The following is a 19,863-nucleotide window of genomic DNA, read 5'->3' on the forward strand; positions in this document are numbered from 1 at the left end:
TGTCCCGTGGTTTGGGGGGCCGCATGGAACATGATGACCGCGCACTTCCACTGACGCGCGGCCAGCTGGACATCTGGCTGGCGCAGGAAACCGGTGATTCCGGCACGGAGTGGCAGCTCGGCCTGTTCGTGCGGATTGAGGGGCTGGTACAGCGTGACTCGCTCGAGTGGGCGATCCGCCGCGTCGTGCGAGAGGTGGAACCCGGCAGAGCCGCCTTCTTCGAACGAGACGGCCAGGTCTTCCAAAAGGTCATCGACAACCCGGACGTCGAACTCGCGTATCACGATCTGCGCGATTCCGCCGATCCAGTGGGCGAAGCTCACCGAATTGCCGAGTCGATCCAGCGGACGCCACTGCCATTCAGCGGGCCGCTCTTCAAATTCGCGTTATTCCAGACCCGGGTCGATGAATTCTATTTGTTCGCCTGCTGCCACCACATCATCATCGACGGATTCGGTCTCGGTTTGGTGGGCCAGCGAATTGCATCGGTTTACTCCGCAGTTGTTTCCGGCGCCGCCATTCCGCCGTCTATTTTCGGCTCACTGCAGGAACTGGTCGACCTCGAAGCAGAGTACGAAGCGTCCAAGGACTACCTCGACGACCAGGCGTACTGGAGTGAGAACCTTCCGTCGGGAACGGGCTCGGACTACCAGTTACCACCAGCAGAGGACGACCGAGATCCGTCCTGGCTGTCTCCGCCGGTGCGCCTGGACCCCGCGGTGCTGCGCCGGGTCGACGATCTGTCTCGAGCGTGGAACGTTCCGCGCTCGTCCGTCATCACCGCAGCGTGCGCACTGCTGGTTCGCGGCTGGAGTGTTGAAGGTTCGGAGGTCGTGCTCGACTTCCCGGTGAACAGGCGCGTGCGTCCGGAGGTGCGGACGCTTCCCGGGATGGTCGCCGGCGTTGTGCCGTTGGTGCTCAACGCCTCACCCGACTCCGCGGTCGCAGACTTCTGCAAGCACGTCGACGCCCGGATCCGCGAAGCTGTCCAACACCAGCGATTTCCGGTACACGCTCTCGAGCGCAGGTCCGGGTCGCGGCAGCGGGCCGACAGGGTAAGCGTCAACTTCCTCCCGCCGGCCCTCACATTCCCGTTCGGTGGCGCCACGGCGACCGCGTCATACACCAATCCCGGGCCGGTAGGCGCCTTCGGATTCATCTTCGCCAACTCGGGCGACGATCTGTTCCTCAGCACAGAGGGCGCCGCCCAGCCCTTCGCGAACTTCGAGCCCGCCGAACTCGCCCGACGGTTGGAACAGCTGCTGGTGGCGATGGCCGCTGATCCGTCGCGGCGGTTGTCGACCGTGACTGTGCTCGACGAGGCCGAGTGCGCGCGGCTTGATGAGTTGGGTAATCGGGCGGTGTTGTCGGGGCCTGCACCGGCGGTGGTGTCGATTCCGGAGGTGTTTGCGGCTCGGGTGGCTGCTGCGCCGGATGCGGTGGCGGTGACGTTCGAGGGCCGGGCGTTGTCGTATCGGGAGTTGGACGAGGCCTCGAATCGGTTGGCGCACATGCTCGTTGAGCTGGGTGCGGGGCCGGGTCGGACGGTGGCGTTGTTGTTCAACCGGTCGGCTGAGGCGATCGTGTCGATGTTGGCGGTGCTCAAGAGCGGTGCGGCGTACTTGCCGATTGATCCGACACATCCGGATGCGCGCATCGAGTTCATGCTCGCCGATGCGGCGCCGATCGCGGCGGTGAGCACAGCGGGGTTGGCAGGGCGGTTGCAGGGCCGGGATCTGTTGGTTCTCGATGTGGCCGATGCCCGCATCGAGGCCTATCCGAGCACGGCGCTGCCGGTGCCGGCTGCCGATGATCTGGCGTATGTGATCTACACCTCGGGGACCACCGGCACGCCGAAGGGTGTGGCGATCACGCATTACAACGTGACCCAGTTGGTGGGGTCGATGGATGCGGCGGGTCTGCCGGCGGGTGCGGGACAGGTGTGGTCGCAGTGGCATTCCTACAGCTTTGACATTTCGGGTTGGGAGATCTTCGGTGCGCTGCTGCGTGGCGGGCAGTTGGCGGTGGTGCCGGAGTCGGTGGCGCGCTCACCGGAGGATCTGCGGGCGTTGCTGATCCGGGAGAAGGTCAGCGTGCTCAGCCAGACGCCGTCGGCGGCGGGGATGTTGTCGCCGCAGGGGCTGGAGTCGGTGCACGCGTTGCTGGTCGGTGGTGAGGCGTGCCCGCCGGATCTGGTGGATCGGTGGGCGCCGGGTCGGGTGATGATCAACGAGTACGGCCCGACCGAGACCACGATGTGGGTGGCGGTCAGCGCGCCGCTGTCGGCAGGTTCGGGGGTGGTGCCGATCGGGGTGCCGTTGCCGGGGTCGGCGTTGTTCGTCCTGGATTCGTGGTTGCGTGCGGTGCCGGCCGGTGTGGTCGGTGAGTTGTATGTCGCCGGTTACGGCGTGGGTGTGGGCTATGTGGGCCGGGCGGGGCTCTCGGCGTCGCGGTTTGTGGCGTGTCCGTTCGGTGGGCCCGGCCAGCGGATGTATCGCACCGGGGATTTGGTGCGTTGGGGTGCCGACGGGCAGTTGCAATATCTGGGCCGTGTCGACGAGCAGGTCAAGATCCGCGGGCATCGCATCGAGTTGGGCGAGATTCAGGCGGCGTTGGCCGCTGTGGACGGGGTGGAGCAGGCCGCGGTCATCGCCCGGGAGGACCGTCCCGGTGACAAGCGGCTGGTCGGCTACATCACCGGCACCGCTGATCCGGTCAAGGCGCGCACGGCGCTGGCCGAGCGGCTGCCGGCCTATGAGGTGCCCTCCGCAGTGGTCGTGGTGGACAGGCTTCCGCTGACGCCCAACGGCAAACTCGACAAGCGGGCGTTGCCCGCCCCGGAATACCTCGACGTCGATTCCTACCGCGCCCCGGCGACCGCCACTGAAGAAATCCTGGCCGGCCTCTATGCCCAAGTGCTCGGTGTGGAGCGGGTGGGGGCTGACGACTCCTTCTTCGACCTCGGCGGCGATTCGCTGCTGGCCATGCGTCTGGTCGCCGCCATCAACAAGGCCCTCGACACCCACGTCCCCGTCCGCGCGTTGTTCGAGTCGCCCACGGTCGCGCAGCTCGCGTTGCGTGTGGGGGAGGACGAGGGCGGACTGGAGCCGTTGGTCGCCGTCGAGCGGCCGGCGGTGATTCCGTTGTCGTTTGCGCAGAACCGGTTGTGGTTCCTCGATCAACTGCAGGGGCCGTCAGCGATCTACAACATGGCCGTCGCGTTGCGGCTGCGAGGCCCGCTTGATGCTGCAGCTTTGAAGGCCGCGCTGGGTGATGTGGTGGCCCGCCACGAGAGTTTGCGCACGGTGTTCGTGGCGGCCGACGGTGTGCCGCAGCAGGTGGTGGTTCCCGCCGAGCAGGCCGAGTTCGGCTGGGAGCTGGTCGATGCGACCGCGTGGTCGGCGGATCAGCTCGACGATGCCGTCGGGCAGGCGAGCGGTTACACGTTCGATTTGGCTGCCGAAGTTCCTTTGCGCGCAACGCTTTTTCAGCTCGGAGATGACGAGCACGTGTTGGTGGGTGTGGTGCATCACATCGCCGCCGACGGCTGGTCGATCACTCCGTTGGTCCGAGATCTGGGTGAGGCTTATCTGGCGCGCCGTGAGGGCCGTGCGCCGGGGTGGGCGCCGTTGCCGGTGCAGTATGTGGATTTCACGTTGTGGCAGCGGGCGCAGTTGGGTGAGCTCGACGATCCGGACAGCCGCATCAACGCGCAGTTGGCCTATTGGCAGCAGGCGTTGGCCGGGCTGCCCGACTGGTTGGCGTTGCCTACGGATCGGCCGTATCCGGCGGTGGCGGATTATCGCGGGGCCAGTGTGGTGGTGGACTGGCCGGCAGAGTTGGCGCAGCGGGTGCGTGAGGTGGCCCACGGGCACAACGCGACCAGTTTCATGGTGGTGCAGGCGGCGCTGGCGTTGTTGTTGGCCAAGATCGCCGCGAGTTCTGATGTGGCCCTTGGGTTTCCGATTGCCGGTCGGCGTGATCCCGCACTCGACGATTTGGTCGGGTTCTTCGTCAACACCTTGGTGTTGCGGGTAGATGTGGCCGGCGATCCGACGGTGGGCGAGCTGGTCGATCAGGTGCGCCAACGCAGCCTAGCGGCGTTCGAGCACCAGGACGTGCCGTTCGAGGTGCTCGTCGAGCGGCTCAACCCGGTGCGCTCGCAAACCCATCACCCGCTGGTGCAGGTGCTGTTGGCGTGGCAGAACTTCGCCGGGCACGACAACGGCGATCCGGCTGCCGGGCTGACGCTGGGTGAGGTCCAAGTCAGCGAAATGCCGGTGCAAACCCGCACGGCGCGAATGGATTTGGCGTTCTCGCTGGGTGAGCGCTGGGATGCCGCGGGTGAGCTTGTCGGTCTCGGTGGGGTGGTGGAGTTTCGCACTGATGTGTTTGATGCGGCCAGCGTTGAGGCGTTGGTGGGCCGGTTGCAGCGGGTGTTGGTGGCGATTACCGCTGAGCCGACGCGGCGGGTGTCGAGGGTTGATGTGCTCGACAGCGGTGAGCGGGTGGTGTTGGAGCGGTGGGGCAACGCGGCGGCGTTGACTGCGCCGCAGCGCGCCGCGGCGACTATCACGGAGTTGTTCGCGGCTCAGGTTGCCCGTGTTGGTGACGCGATCGCGGTGAGGTGTGGTGGTCGGTCGTTGACGTATCGCGAGCTCGATGAGGCGTCGAATCGGTTGGCGCATCTGCTGGTTGAGTTGGGTGCGGGCCCGGGTCGGTGTGTGGGGTTGTTGGTGCCGCGCTCGATCGAGATGGTGGTGTCGGTGTTGGCGGTGCTCAAGACGGGTGCGGCGTATTTGCCGATTGATCCGGCGCATCCGGATGCGCGTATCGGGTTCATGGTTGCCGATGCGGGTCCGGTGGTTGCGGTGAGTACTGCGCAGCTGGCGGGGCGGCTGCAGGGCGTTGGGGTGGTGGTCGATGTCGAGGATCCGCGTATCGACGGTTATCCGAGTAGCGCGCTGCCCGCTCCGGGTGCCGATGATGTGGCGTATGTGATCTACACGTCGGGCACGACCGGTACGCCCAAGGGGGTGGCGGTGGCGCATCGCCATGTCGTGCAGTTGTTGGAGCAACTCGGACAGTATTTGCCGGTGACCGGGGTGTGGTCGCAGTGCCATTCGTATGGGTTTGACACCTCGGTGTGGGAGACGTTCGGGGCGTTGGTGCATGGCGGGCGGCTGGTGGTGGTGCCCGATGAGGTGGTGCGTTCGCCGCAGGAGTTGCATGCGGTGTTGGTGGCCGAGGGTGTGGGGATGTTGACCCAGACGCCGTCGGCGGTGGGGGCGCTGTCGGAGCGGGGTTTGGACGGGGCGGCGTTGGTGGTGGCCGGGGAGGCGTGCCCGCCGGATGTGGTGGATCGGTGGGCGCCGGGGCGGGTGATGATCAACGCTTACGGGCCGACCGAGACGACGATGGTGGTGATGCTCAGTGCCCCGCTGGAGGCGGGGTCGGGGGAGCCGCCGATCGGGTCGCCGGTGGCCTCGGCGGCGTTGTTCGTGCTGGATCAGTGGCTGGCGCCGGTGGCCCCGGGTGTGGTCGGTGAGTTGTATGTGGCCGGGCAGGGGGTGAGCTACGGCTATGTGGGCCGGCCGGGGTTGTCGGCGTCGCGGTTTGTGGCGTGCCCGTTCGGGGCGCCCGGGCAGCGGATGTATCGCACCGGGGATTTGGTGCGCTGGGGCGCCGATGGGCAGCTGCGGTATCTGGGCCGCGCGGATGAGCAGGTCAAGATCCGCGGGCATCGCATCGAGCTCGGCGAGATCCAGGCCGTGCTGGCCGGCGTGGAGGGGGTGGCGCAGGCGGCGGTGATCGCGCGTGAGGACCGCCCCGGTGACAAGCGCCTGGTCGGCTACATCACCGGCAGCGCCGACCCGGTCAAGGTGCGCGCGCAGCTCGCTGAGCGGCTACCGGCCTACGAAGTGCCCGCCGCCGTAGTGGTGTTGGACAAGCTGCCGTTGACCGTCAACGGCAAACTCGACACCCGCGCACTGCCCGCACCCGAGTACCACGACGCCCAGCGCTACCGCGCCCCGTCCACCCCCACCGAAGAAATCCTGGCCGCCATCTACGCCAACGTCCTGGGCCTCGACCGCGTCGGCATCGACGACTCCTTCTTCGACCTCGGCGGCGACAGCATCTCGGCGATGCGAGTGGTCGCCGCCGTCAACAAGGCGCTGAATACCTCACTCGCGGTCCGGACCCTGTTCGAGGCGCCGACGGTGGCGCAGTTGGCGCCCCGGATCGGCGAAGACACCGACGGGCTCGAACCGCTGAAACCCGTCGAGCGGCCGGCGGTGGTGCCGCTGTCGTTCGCGCAGAACCGGTTGTGGTTCCTCGACCAGCTGCAAGGGCCGTCGCCGATCTACAACATGGCTGTCGCGCTGCAACTGCGGGGCACGCTCGACGTCGACGCGCTGAAGGCCGCGCTGTCCGACGTGGTGGCCCGGCACGAGAGCCTGCGCACCCTGTTCGTGGCGTCCGACGGGGTGCCCCAGCAGGTGATCGTGCCGGCCGAGCAAGCCGAATTCGGCTGGCAGGTGGTGGATGCCAGCGAGTGGTCGGCAAGCCGACTCGAAGAGGCCATTCAGGAGGCAGGCAGCTACACATTCGCGCTTGCGGCCGAAATCCCCTTGCGCGCAACGCTTTTCAAGCGGACAGACGACGACTACGTGCTGGTCGGGGTGGTGCACCACATCGCCGCCGACGGCTGGTCGATCACCCCGCTGGTCGCTGATCTGGCGCAGGCCTACCAGGCGCGCCAACAGGGACACGCGCCTGCGTGGGCGCCGTTGCCGGTGCAGTATGTCGACTACACGCTGTGGCAACGCGAGCAGTTCGGCGACCTGGACGACAGCGAAAGCCGCATCGCTGCCCAGCTGGCCTACTGGGAACAGGCTCTGGCCGGACTGCCTGAGCGGCTCGAATTGCCCACGGACCGGCCGTATCCGGCCGTGGCCGACTACCGCGGCGCCAGCGTGGCGGTGGAGTGGCCGGCGCAGCTGCAGCAGCAGATCAACGAGGTAGCTCGTCAGCACAACGCGACCGCCTTCATGGTGCTGCAGGCCGCGTTGGCGGTGCTGCTGGCCAAGATCAGCGCCAGCAGGGATGTGGCCGTCGGCTTCCCGATCGCCGGGCGCCGCGATCCTGCGCTTGACGATCTGATCGGGTTCTTCGTCAACACCCTCGTCTTGCGCGTCGACCTCACCGGGAATCCCACGGTCGGCGAGTTGCTGGAGCAGGTGCGCCAGCGCAGCCTCGCCGCCTTCGAGCATCAAGACGTGCCGTTCGAGGTGCTGGTCGAGCGACTCAATCCGGTTCGGTCCCGCAGCCACCACCCGCTGGTCCAGGTGCTGTTGGCGTGGCAGAACTTCGCCGGGCAGGGCAACGACCTGGTTTCCGGCTTGTCCCTGGGTGATGTCGAGGTCGCCCAGATGCCGGTGGAAACGCACACCGCCCGCATGGATCTGGCGTTCTCGCTCGGGGAGCGCTGGACCGAGGCCGGAGAGCCCGCTGGAATCGGCGGATCGGTGGAGTTCCGCACCGACGTGTTCGACACCGGAACCATCCAAGCGCTGATCGAGCGGTTGCAGCGGGTGCTGGCGACCATGACCGCCGACCCGGCGCAGCGGCTCTCGTCGATCGATCTGGTCGACGCCGGCGAGCTCGTCGTCCTTGATCAGATGGGCAACCGGGCGGTGCTCGGCCAGCCAGCGACGCCGGTGTCGATACCGGAGCTGTTCGCCGAGCACGTGGCGCGCTCGCCGGAGGCGACGGCGATCACCTTCGCGGGTCACGCGATGACCTACCGCGAGCTCGACGAGGCCGCCAATCGGCTGGCGCATCTGCTGGTCGACCGGGGCGTCGGGCCGGGCGATTCCGTGGCGGTTCTCTTCCCACGCTCTGCCGCCGCGATCGTGTCGATCCTCGCGGTGCTCAAGACCGGAGCGGCATATCTGCCCATCGATCCCGCGCTGCCGGCCGCGCGGATGGAGTTCGTGCTTGCCGACGCCGCGCCCGTCGCTGCCGTCACCACCGCGGACTTCGCCGAGCGGCTGCAGGGCCGCAACCTGTTCGTCGTCGACGTCGACGACCCGAGCATCGCGGCTTACCCCGCTACGGGCCTGCCTGCCCCCGCGCCCGACAACATCGCCTACATCATCTACACATCCGGCACCACCGGAGTGCCCAAGGGCGTGGCCGTCGCCCACCGCAATGCGGCCGAACTGTTCAAGTCGCTGCACGCGGACATGGGCTTGACGCCGGGACAGGTGTGGACGCAGTACCACTCACTGGCGTTCGACTTCTCGGTGTGGGAGATCTGGGGTGCGCTGATCGGCGGTGGCCGTCTAGTGGTGGTCCCGGAATCGGTGGCGCGCTCACCTCAAGACTTCCACGACGTGCTGATCAAAGAGCACGTCACCGTGCTGACGCAGACCCCGTCCGCGGTCGGGGCGCTGTCGCCGGAAGGGCTGGAGTCGGTGGCGCTGGTGGTGGCCGGTGAGGTGTGCCCCGCCGAGGTGGTGGACCGATGGGCGCCCGGCCGTCTGATGATCAACGGCTACGGCCCGACGGAGACCACGGTGTGCGTGGCGATCAGTGCGCCGCTGTCACCCGGATCGACCGTGCCGATCGGCTCGCCGGTGTCCGGTGCCGCGTTGTTCGTGCTCGACGAATGGCTGCGCCGGGTGCCGCCCGGCGTGGTCGGCGAGCTGTACGTAGCCGGACGTGGCGTGACGTGCGGCTACATCCGTCGGCCCGGACTGACCGCCGCGCGCTTCACGGCCTGCCCCTTCGGCGAGCCCGGCGAGCGGATGTACCGCACCGGCGACCTGGTGCGGTGGGGTCCCGACGGCCAGCTGCAGTACCTGGGCCGCGCCGACGAGCAGGTCAAGATTCGCGGCTACCGCGTGGAACTCGGCGAGATCCAGGCCGCGCTGGTGGCACTCGACGGCGTGCAGCAGGCGGCGGTCATCGCGCGCGAGGACCGCCCGGGCGACAAGCGGCTGGTGGGCTATGTCACCGAGTCGGTGCCGGGCGCGGTGGACCCGTCCGCGGCACGTGCGGCGCTGGCGGAGCGGCTGCCGGCGTACATGGTGCCCGCTGCGGTGGTGGTGCTGGACACGCTGCCGCTGACCGCCAACGGCAAGCTCGACAAGCGCGCGCTGCCCGCGCCGGAATACCGCGACGGCGATTCGTACCGCGCACCGAGCACTCCGACCGAGGAGATCCTGGCCGGCATCTACGCACAGGTGCTCGGCCTGGAGCGGGTCGGCGTCGACGACTCGTTCTTCGACCTCGGCGGCGACAGCATTTCGGCGATGCGCCTGGTGGCGGCCGTCAACAAAGCGCTCGACGCCCACGTTGCGGTGCGTGCTCTGTTCGAGGCGCCCACCGTGGCGCAGCTGGCGCCGCGGATCGGCGAGGAAGCCGACGGGCTCGAGCCGCTGGTGGCCGTCGAGCGGCCGGCGGTGGTGCCGTTGTCGTTCGCGCAGAACCGGTTGTGGTTCGTCGATCAGCTGCAGGGGCCGTCGCCGATCTACAACATGGCGGTCGCACTGCAGTTGCGCGGCACGCTGGATGCCGATGCGCTGCACGCGGCACTGGCCGACGTGGTGGCCCGTCACGAGAGCCTGCGGACCGTGTTCCCGGCGTCCGACGGGATCCCACACCAGCACGTCGTGCCCGCTGAGCAAGCCGTGTTCGGATGGGATGTCGTCGACGCCACCGGTTGGTCGGCAGCACAGCTGGAGCAGGCCATCGAGCAGGCCGCCGGCTACACGTTCGAGCTCACCAGCGAAATCCCTTTGCGCACAACGCTTTTCCAGACCAGCGATGACGAGCACGTGCTGGTGGGTGTGGTGCACCACATCGCCGCCGACGGCTGGTCGATCACCCCGCTGGTCGCTGACCTGGCGCGGGCTTACCAAGCGCGTCAGCACGGCCGGGCCCCGGACTGGGCGCCGTTGCCGGTGCAGTACGTGGACTACACGCTATGGCAGCGGGCCCAACTCGGCGATCTCGACGACGGCGACAGCCGCATCGCCGCACAGTTGGCCTACTGGCAACAGACCCTCGCCGGACTGCCGGAACGGTTGCAGCTGCCCACGGATCGGCCGTATCCGGCCGTGGCCGACTATCGCGGAGCCAGCGTGGCGGTGGATTGGCCGGCGCAACTGCAGCAGCGCGTCATCGAGGTGGCCCGTCAGCACAACGCCACCAGCTTCATGGTGATGCAAGCCGCGCTGGCCGTGCTGCTCTCGAAGATCAGCGCGAGCTCCGATGTGGCCATGGGCTTCCCGATCGCCGGGCGCCGCGATCCGGCGCTGGACGACCTGATCGGGTTCTTCGTCAACACCCTGGTCCTGCGCGTCGAGGTCGCCGGCGACCCAACCGTCGCCGAGCTGCTGGAACACGTGCGCCAGCGCAGCCTGGCCGCCTTCGAGCATCAAGACGTGCCGTTCGAGGCGCTCGTCGAGCGGCTCAACCCGACACGATCCCTGAGCCATCACCCGCTGGTGCAGGTGTTGTTGGCGTGGCAGAACTTCGCCGGACAGGGCAATGACCTGATCTCCGGCCTTTCGCTGGGCGACGTCGACGTCAGCCAGCTGCCCGTGGACACTCACACCGCCCGCATGGACCTGGCGTTCTCACTCGGCGAGCGCTGGACCGAGGCCGGGGAGCCGGCAGGCATCGGCGGCGCGGTCGAGTTCCGCACCGACGTGTTCGACGCCGCCAGCATCGAGTCGTTGGTCGACCGGCTCCAGCGGGTGCTGACGGCCATGACCGCCGACCCGACGCAGCGGCTGTCGTCGATCGACCTCCTTGACGCGGGTGAACACGCCGGCCTCGACGAGATGGGCAACCGCGCTGTGCTGACCCAGCCCGCGACGCCGGTGTCCATTCCCGAGCTGTTTGCCGAACATGTGGCACGCCACCCAGAGGCTGTCGCGATCAGCTTCGAGGGCCGCTCGACCACCTACCGCGAGCTCGACGAAGCCGCCAACCGGCTGGCACATCTGCTGGTCGAGCACGGTGCCGGCCCGGGCCAGTGCGTGGCGCTTCTCATGCCGCGATCGGCGCAGGCCGTCGTGTCGATCCTGGCGGTGCTGAAGGCCGGCGCGGCCTACCTGCCGATCGATCCCGCGCATCCCGATGCCCGCGTCGAGTTCATGCTGGCCGACGCCGCGCCCGTCGCCGCCGTCACCACCGCTTCGCTGGCGGAGCGCCTCGACGGCTCCGGACTGCTCGTCATCGATTTCGACGACCCGCGGATCGCCGCGCAACCCAGCACCGCGCTGCCGGCGCCGGCGCCCGACGACATCGCCTACCTCATCTACACCTCCGGCACCACCGGCGTGCCCAAAGGCGTGGCAATCACCCACCACAACGCCACCCAGCTGCTCGAATCGCTGGACGCCGGTCTCCCGCGTGACGGCGTGTGGCCGCTGTGCCATTCGCTGGCCTTCGACGTGTCGGTGTGGGAGATCTTCGGCGCGCTGCTGCGCGGCGGGCGGCTGGTCGTCGTCCCCGAAGTGGTCGCCGGCTCGCCCGAGGACTTCCACGACGTGCTGGTCACCGAGCAGGTGAGCGTGCTGACCCAAACCCCTTCTGCGGTCGGGATGTTGGAGCCCGAAGGGCTGGAGTCGGCGGCCTTGGTGGTGGTCGGTGAGGCGTGCCCCGCCGAGGTGGTGGACCGCTGGGCGCCCGGCCGGGTGATGATCAACGCCTACGGCCCCACCGAGACCACGATGTGCGTGGCCATCAGCGCACCGCTGAGCCCCGGCTCGGCCGTGCCGATCGGCTCGCCGGTCACCGGCGCTGCGTTGTTCGTGCTGGACCAGTGGCTGCGGCCGGTGCCGGCCGGCGTGGTCGGCGAGTTGTACGTCGCCGGGCGCGGCGTGGGTGTCGGCTATGTCCGTCGCGCCGGGTTGACCGCGGCGCGGTTCGTGGCCTGCCCGTTCGGCGGACCCGGGGCACGGATGTACCGCACCGGTGACCTGGTCCGCTGGGGTGCCGACGGGCAGCTGCAGTACCTGGGCCGCGCCGACGAGCAGGTCAAGATCCGCGGCTACCGCATCGAGCTCGGCGAGGTGCAGGCGGCCCTGGCCGCGCTGGACGGCGTGGAGCACGCGGCGGTCATCGCCCGCGAAGACCGCCCCGGCGACAAGCGCCTCGTCGGCTACATCACCGGAACCGCGGACCTGGTCGCGGTGCGGCGCGAACTCAGCGAGCGCCTGCCGGTCTACATGGTCCCCGCGGCGGTGGTGGTGCTCGACGCGCTGCCGCTGACGCCGAACAACAAACTCGACACGCGCGCTCTGCCCGCGCCGGAATACCAGGATGCCGGAGGCGAGTATCGCGCCCCGTCCAGCGCGGTCGAAGAGGTCCTTGCCGGGATCTACGCGCAGGTGCTGGGCCTGGAACGGGTGGGCGTCGACGACTCGTTCTTCGAGCTCGGCGGCGACAGCATCTTGTCGATGCAGGTGGTGGCCCGGGCGCGGGCAGCCGGCCTGACCTGCCGCCCACGCGACATCTTCGTCGAGCAGACCGTGGCGCGCCTGGCCCAGGTGGTCGGCGTTGCCGACGGCGCGTCCGGTGTGGCGGACGAGGGCACCGGCCCCGTGGTGGCCACCCCGATCATGCGCTGGCTGCACAGCGTCGACGGCGCGGTCGACCAGTTCAACCAGACCGTCGTGGTGCAGGCGCCGACCGGGGCGACCGAGGACGACGTCGTGGTGCTGTTGCAGGCGCTGCTGGACCGGCACGCCGCGCTGCGACTGCGCGTCGACGACGACGGCGCGGGCGGCTGGGCGCCGATCGTGCCCGAACCCGGCAGTGTCGACGCACGCGAATGCCTACAGGTCGTCGACGTGCTGTCCGAGGACGCCGTGACAGCGGCCCGCGCGAGGCTGAACCCGTCCGCTGGGACCATGCTCAGCGCGCTGTGGGCTACCGACTCCGGCCAGCTGGCTCTGATCGTGCACCACCTTGCCGTCGACGGCGTTTCGTGGCGAATTCTGTTGGAAGACTTGAACATTGCGTGGGCTCAGCACCACAGCGGCCAGCCGATCGCACTGCCTGCGCCCGGAACGTCGTTCGCCCGCTGGTCGGCGCTGCTGGCCGAGCGCGCTCATGCCGCCGACGTGGTGGCGCAGGCTGACGCCTGGCGCCAGGTCGCCGCGACGCCGGGCGTGTTGCCGACGGTGCAGCCCCAGGTCGATACCTACGCCACCGCCGGGTCACTGTCGATGAGGCTCGACGCCGACACCACGCGACGGCTGCTCGGTGAGGTGCCGGCCGCGTTCCACGCCGGGGTCAACGACATCCTGCTGATCGCGTTCGGGCTGGCATTGTCGGAATTCCTGGGCAGTGGCGCCGCGCCGATCGGCATCGATGTCGAGGGCCACGGCCGCGCCGAGGAGCTGTTCGGCGACGTCGACCTGTCCCGCACCGTCGGCTGGTTCACCACCAAGTACCCGGTCGCCCTGGCGCCCGGCGGCCTGTCGTGGAGTCACGTGGTGGCCGGGGACGCGGCGCTGGGTGCCGCGGTGAAGAACGCCAAGGAGCAACTGCGCGCGCTGCCCGACGGATTGACCTACGGGCTGCTGCGCTACCTCAACGCCGACGTCGAGCTGGCCCAACCGGATCCGACCATCGGGTTCAACTACCTCGGGCGGCTGGGTGCGGCCGCGTCGCAAACCTCCGAGGACCTGTGGCGGCCCAGCCAGGACGCCGGATCGCTGACCGCCGCAGCGGCCGCGGTGCCGATGCCGCTGGCGCACACCCTGGAACTCAACGCCGGCACCGTCGACACCGACACCGGCCCGCATCTCGAGGCGAACTGGACGTGGGCGCCGTCAGCTGTCGACGACGCGCAGGTCCGGCGTCTCAGCCAGTTGTGGTTCGACGCCCTGGCCGGCATCTGCGCGCACGTCGAACGCGGTGGAGGCGGCCTCACCCCGTCCGACATCCTCCCGGCTCGGCTGACCCAGCAGGAGATCGACGAGCTGCAGTCCCGGCAGCGCGTCGCCGACATCTTGCCGCTGACCCCGATGCAGCAGGGCCTGCTCTTTCACGCCAGCGCCACCGAAGGCAACGACGACGACGTGTATGCCCTGCAGCTGAGCATCACGGTCACCGGCCCCCTCGAGGCCGACCGACTCCGCGAAGCAGTGGACCTGGTGGTCAACCGTCACCCGAACCTCGCGGCGCAGTTCTGCGATCAGTTCGACCAGCCGGTCCAGGTCATCCCGGCCGCCCCGGTGCCGGCGTTCCGGTATGTCGAGCTCGACGGCGGCTCGGCAGACCTCGACGGGCAGATCGAGCAACTGTGCGCGGACGAACGCGCCGCGGTCTGCAACCTGGGAGACCCGCCGGTCTTCCGGACGGCGCTGATCCGCACCGCCGAGGACCGGCACCAGTTCGTGCTGACCAGCCACCACATTGTGCTCGACGGCTGGTCGCTGCCGATCCTGCTGAGGGAGATCTTCGCCGGCTACTACGGGCAGCGGCTGCCCGCCGCGGCGTCGTACCGCAGCTATGTGAGCTGGCTGGCCGATCGTGACCTGGATGCCGCCCGCGCCGCCTGGGCCGACGTGCTCGCCGGGTTCGACACCCCCACGCTGGTGGGTCCCGCGGATCGGCTCGGGCTCGGCAAACGCGGCGTCGAATCGCTTCAGGTGTCCGAAGAGACGACGCAGGCCCTCGGCGAGCTGGCGCGCTCGCAGCACACCACCGTCAACACGGTGCTGCAAGCGGCGTGGGCGCAGCTGCTGATGTGGCTGACCGGCCAGCACGACGTGGCCTTCGGGGCCGTGGTGTCAGGACGACCGGTCGAGTTGCCCGGCGCGGACTCCATGGTGGGTCTGCTGATCAACACCGTGCCGGTGCGGGCGACGCTCAGCGCCACCACCACCAGCGCCCAGCTGCTCGACCAGCTTCAGCGCGCCCACAATCACACACTCGAGCACGACCATCTGGCGCTGCACGAAATCCATCGCATCACTGGGCACGACCAGCTGTTCGACACACTGTTCGTGGTCGAGAACTATCCCATCGACACCGGTGTGCCGCTGGGCGTCGACGGGCTCGCCATCGCGGAGTTCGCCAGCCGCGAATACAACCACTACCCGCTGACCGTGCAAGCGGTGCCGGGCCGGGAACTGACACTGCGCGTCGAGTTCGACACCGAGGTGTTCGACGCCGCCAGCGTCGAGTCGCTGGTCGAGCGGCTGCGGCGGGTGTTGGTCGCGATGACGACCGATCCGTCACTACGGCTCTCGTCGGTCGATGTGCTCGACGAGCGTGAACACGCCCGCCTCGACGAGGCCGGCAACCGGGCGGTGCTGAGTGAGCCTGAGACTGCGTTCGCGTCGATTCCGGCGCTGTTCGCCGTGCAAGCCGCGCGAGCACCCGAGGCCGTGGCGGTGACGTGTGAGGGTCGGTCGTTGACCTATCGCGAGTTGGATGAGGCGTCGAATCGGTTGGCGCACTTGCTGATTGGTTATGGTGCCGGACCGGGGCAGCGGGTGGCGGTGTTGTTCCCGCGCTCGATCGAGGCGATCGTGTCGATTTTGGCGGTGCTCAAGACCGGGGCGGCGTATTTGCCGATGGATCCGGCGCATCCGGTGGCGCGGATGCAGTTCATGTTGGGTGATGCGGTGCCGGTGGCGGTGGTGACGACGGCGCAGTTGGCGGAGCGGTTCGAGGGTGCGGGTGTGGCGGTGATCGACATCGACGATCCGCGCATCCACGCTCAGCCGGCCACGGCGTTGCCGGTGCCGGCCGCTGATGACATCGCCTACATCATCTACACCTCGGGTACGACCGGGACGCCGAAGGGTGTGGCGATTGCGCATCGCAATGTGGCGGTGTTGTTGGAGACGTTGGATGAAAGCCTGGAGCTGGGTGGGCAGGTGTTCACCCAGTTCCATTCGCTGGCGTTCGATTTCTCGGTGTGGGAGATCTGGGGGGCGCTGCTGGGTGGTGGGCGGCTGGTGATGGTGCCCGATTCGGTGGCGCGTTCACCGGAGGAGTTCCACGCGTTGTTGGTGGCTGAGCAGGTCAGTGTGCTCAGCCAGACGCCGTCGGCGTTTTATGCGTTGCAAAGCGCTGATGCGTTGCAGCCCGAGTTGGGCCAGCAGCTCAAGTTGCAGACGGTGGTGTTTGGCGGTGAGGCGTTGGAGCCGGCGCGGATGCGGTCGTGGCTGGAGCGTCATCCGGGGTTGCCGCGGATGATCAACATGTACGGCATCACCGAGACGACGGTGCATGCGTCGTTGCGGGAGATCGTCGAGGCCGACGTCGAGGTGAGTGTCAGCCCGATCGGGGTGCCGCTGGCGCATCTGGGGTTTTTCGTCCTGGATGGGTGGTTGCGTGCGGTGCCGGCTGGTGTGGTCGGTGAGTTGTATGTGGCCGGGTCCGCGTTGGCGTACGGCTATGTGGGCCGGCCGGGGCTCAGTGCGGCGCGGTTTGTGGCGTGCCCGTTCGGGGGCTTTGGTGCGCGGATGTATCGCACCGGGGATTTGGTGCGCTGGGGTGCTGACGGGCAGTTGCAGTATCTGGGTCGCGCGGATGAGCAGGTCAAGATCCGCGGCTATCGCATCGAGCTCGGTGAGATCCAGGCGGCGCTGGCCGGTGTGGACGGCGTGGATCAGGCGGTGGTGATCGCCCGCGAGGACCGCCCCGGTGACAAGCGCCTCGTCGGCTACATCACCGGCACCGCCGACCCGGTCAAGGTGCGCGCCGAGCTCGGCGGGCGGCTGCCCGAATACATGGTGCCCGCCGCGGTGGTGGTGCTCGAGGCGCTGCCCCTGACCGTCAACGGCAAACTCGACACCCGCGCACTGCCGCCACCGGAATACCAGGACGTCGACGGCTATCGGGCGCCGGCGAGCGCGGTCGAAGAGATCCTGGCCGGCATCTACGCCGAAGTCCTCGGCCTCGAGCGCGTCGGCGTCGACGACTCCTTCTTCGAACTCGGCGGCGACAGCATCCTGTCCATGCAGGTTGCGGCCCGGGCCCGGGCCGCCGGTCTGACCTGCCGGCCGCGCGACGTGTTCGTCGAGCAGACCGTGGCGAAGCTGGCCCGCGTCGTCGGGGTGGCCGACGGTCCCGGTGTGGTCGACGAGGGCACCGGCCGGGTGGTTGCCACCCCGATCATGCACTGGCTGCGCAGCGTCGGCGGTCCCGTCGACCAGTTCAACCAGACCGTCGTGGTGCAGGCCCCTGATGGGGCGAGCGCGGACGATGCGGTGGTGCTGTTGCAGGCTCTGCTGGACCGGCACGCGATGCTGCGGCTGCGCGTGGAAGACGACGGCGCCGGCGGTTGGTCACTGACCGTGCCCGACGCCGGATCCGTCGACGCGCACGGTTGCGTGCAGGTGGTCGACACCCTGACGGACGAGGCGCTGGTGGCGGCCCGTGAGCGGCTGAGCCTGGCCGCGGGCGCGATGGTCAGCGCGTTGTGGGTGACGGACACCAGCCAGCTGGTGCTGATCGTCCACCACCTTGCCGTGGACGGAGTGTCGTGGCGAATTCTGTTGGAAGACTTGAACGTTGCGTGGGCCCAGCACCACAGCGGTCGACCGATCGAACTGCCTGCGCCGGGCACGTCGTTCGCCCGCTGGTCGGCGCTGCTGGCTGAATATGCGCACGCCGCGAAGGTGGCGGCGCAGGCCGACGCCTGGCGGCAGGTGACGGCCACGCCCGCGGTGTTGCCGGCCGTGCAGCCGGACAAGGACACCTACGCCACCGCAGGCTCGATGTCGGTGTCGGTGGACCCCGAGACGACGCGGCGCCTGCTCGGTGAAGTGCCGGCCGCGTTCCACGCCGGGGTCAACGACATCCTGTTGATCGCCTTCGGGTTGGCGCTGTCGGAGTTCCTGGGCACCGGCTCCGCACCGATTGCCATCGATGTCGAAGGCCACGGCCGCGTCGAGGAACTGTTCGGCGACGTCGACCTGTCGCGCACCGTGGGCTGGTTCACCACCAAGTACCCGGTGGCGCTGACGGGCGGTGGCGTGTCCTGGGAGCAGGTGCTCGCCGGCGACGCGGCGCTGGGTGCAGCGATCAAGAACGCCAAGGAGCAGCTGCGTGCGCTGCCGGATGGGCTCACCTACGGCCTGCTGCGCTACCTCAACGCCGACGTCGACCTGGCCGGCTTCGATCCGGCCATCGGGTTCAACTACCTGGGACGGCTGGGCGCCGGCGGCGCCGAGATGTCCGGTGACCTCTGGCTGATGAGCCAGGACGGAATGTCGGAAACCGCAGCCGCGTCGGCGCTCCCGATGCCGTTGGCGCACACTGTGGAACTCAATGCCGGAACCGTGGACACCGACGCCGGCCCCAGCTTGCGTGCCGCATGGACGTGGGCACCGTCGGCGCTGGATCAGACCCAGGTCGACCGGCTCAGCCAGCTGTGGCTCGACGCGCTGACCGGCATCTGCGCGCACGTCCAACACGGCGGCGGCGGTCTCACGCCGTCCGACATCGCGCCGGCCCGCCTCACCCAGCAGCAGATCGACGAGTTGCAGGCGCAGGACCGCGTCGCCGACATCCTTCCGCTGACCCCGCTGCAGCATGGCCTGCTCTTCCACGCAAGCACCGCGCACGGCAGCGACGACGACCTCTACGCGGTGCAGCTGAGCATCACCGTGACCGGTCCGATCGACGCTGAACGGTTGCGCGAAGCGGTGAACACCGTGGTGAACCGCCACCCGAACCTGGCGGCCCGGTTCTGCGACCAGTTCGACGAGCCGGTGCAGGTTCTGCCGGTCGAGACCGTCGTGCCGTGGAAGTACGTGCAGCTCGACGGCGCCGGCGTCGACGTCGACAGACAGGTGCAGCAGCTGTGCGCCGACGAACGCGCCGCAGTCTGCGACCTCGCCGACCCGCCGGCCTTCCGCGCCGCCTTGATCCGCACCGCACCCGACCGCCACCGCCTGGTGCTGACGAACCACCACATCGTCATGGACGGCTGGTCGATGCCGATCCTGCTGCAGGAAATCTTCGCCAGCTATTGGGGCCAGCGGCTACCCGCGCCGCCGTCATACCGCAGCTTCGTCACTTGGCTGGCCGAACGCGATCTCGATGCCGCCCGGGCCGCCTGGCGCAAGGTGCTGGCCGGCTTCGACACGCCCACTCTTGTGGCGCCGCCCAACCGCATGGGCCTCGGGCGGCGCGGCGTGAAGTCTCTGCAGATGCCCGAGGAGACCACGCGCGCCATCAGCGAGCTGGCGCGCTCGGAACACACCACCGTCAGCACTGTGCTGCACGGCGCATGGGCTCAGCTGCTGATGTGGCTGACCGGAAACAACGACGTGGTGTTCGGCACCACGGTGTCGGGCCGCCCGCCGGAATTGCCAGGCTCCGAATCCATGGTGGGCCTGCTGATCAACACCGTTCCGGTGCGCGCAACGATCACCGCGTCCACCACCATCGGCGACCTCCTTCAACAGCTGCAGACCGCCCACCTCGACACGCTGGAGCACCAGCATTTGGCGCTGCATGAAATCCATCGCATCGCCGGCCACGACCAACTTTTCGACACCGCCTTCGTGTACGAGAACTACCCGATCGACAGCGGTGCCCAGTTGAGCGCCGAGGATCTGGCGGTCACCGAGATCACGCCGCAGGAGTACAACCACTACCCGTTGACGGTGCAAGCCGTCCCGGGCCGCGAGTTGACCCTGCGGGTCGAATTCGATACTGACGTGTTCGAAGAGGAAACCGTCGAAGCGCTGATCGAGCGGCTGCGACGAGTACTGGTGGCGATGACCGCCGACCTGGGGGGAAATTCATGACTTCTGGCGCCTCGCGGCGTTTGTTGTCGATTGATTTGTTGGATGAGGGTGAGCACGC

Annotated in this window: 1 protein-coding gene; it reads left to right on the top strand. The window is 68.6% G+C overall.

What is annotated here, in order from left to right:
* Positions 1 to 23 precede the first annotated feature (23 nt).
* Entirely contained in the window at positions 24 to 19,805 is a 19,782-nt protein-coding gene (locus tag AC5Y39_RS11150; protein WP_500017109.1) for a non-ribosomal peptide synthase/polyketide synthase, read from the top strand.
* Positions 19,806 to 19,863: the final 58 nt, after the last annotated feature.

This window comes from Mycobacterium sp. NGS39 (assembly GCF_059812765.1).

Bases quoted from the DNA above. Each gene is read 5' to 3' on its own strand.
- AC5Y39_RS11150 (WP_500017109.1), top strand. From the start codon at position 24: ATGGAACATGATGACCGCGCACTTCCACTGACGCGCGGCCAGCTGGAC.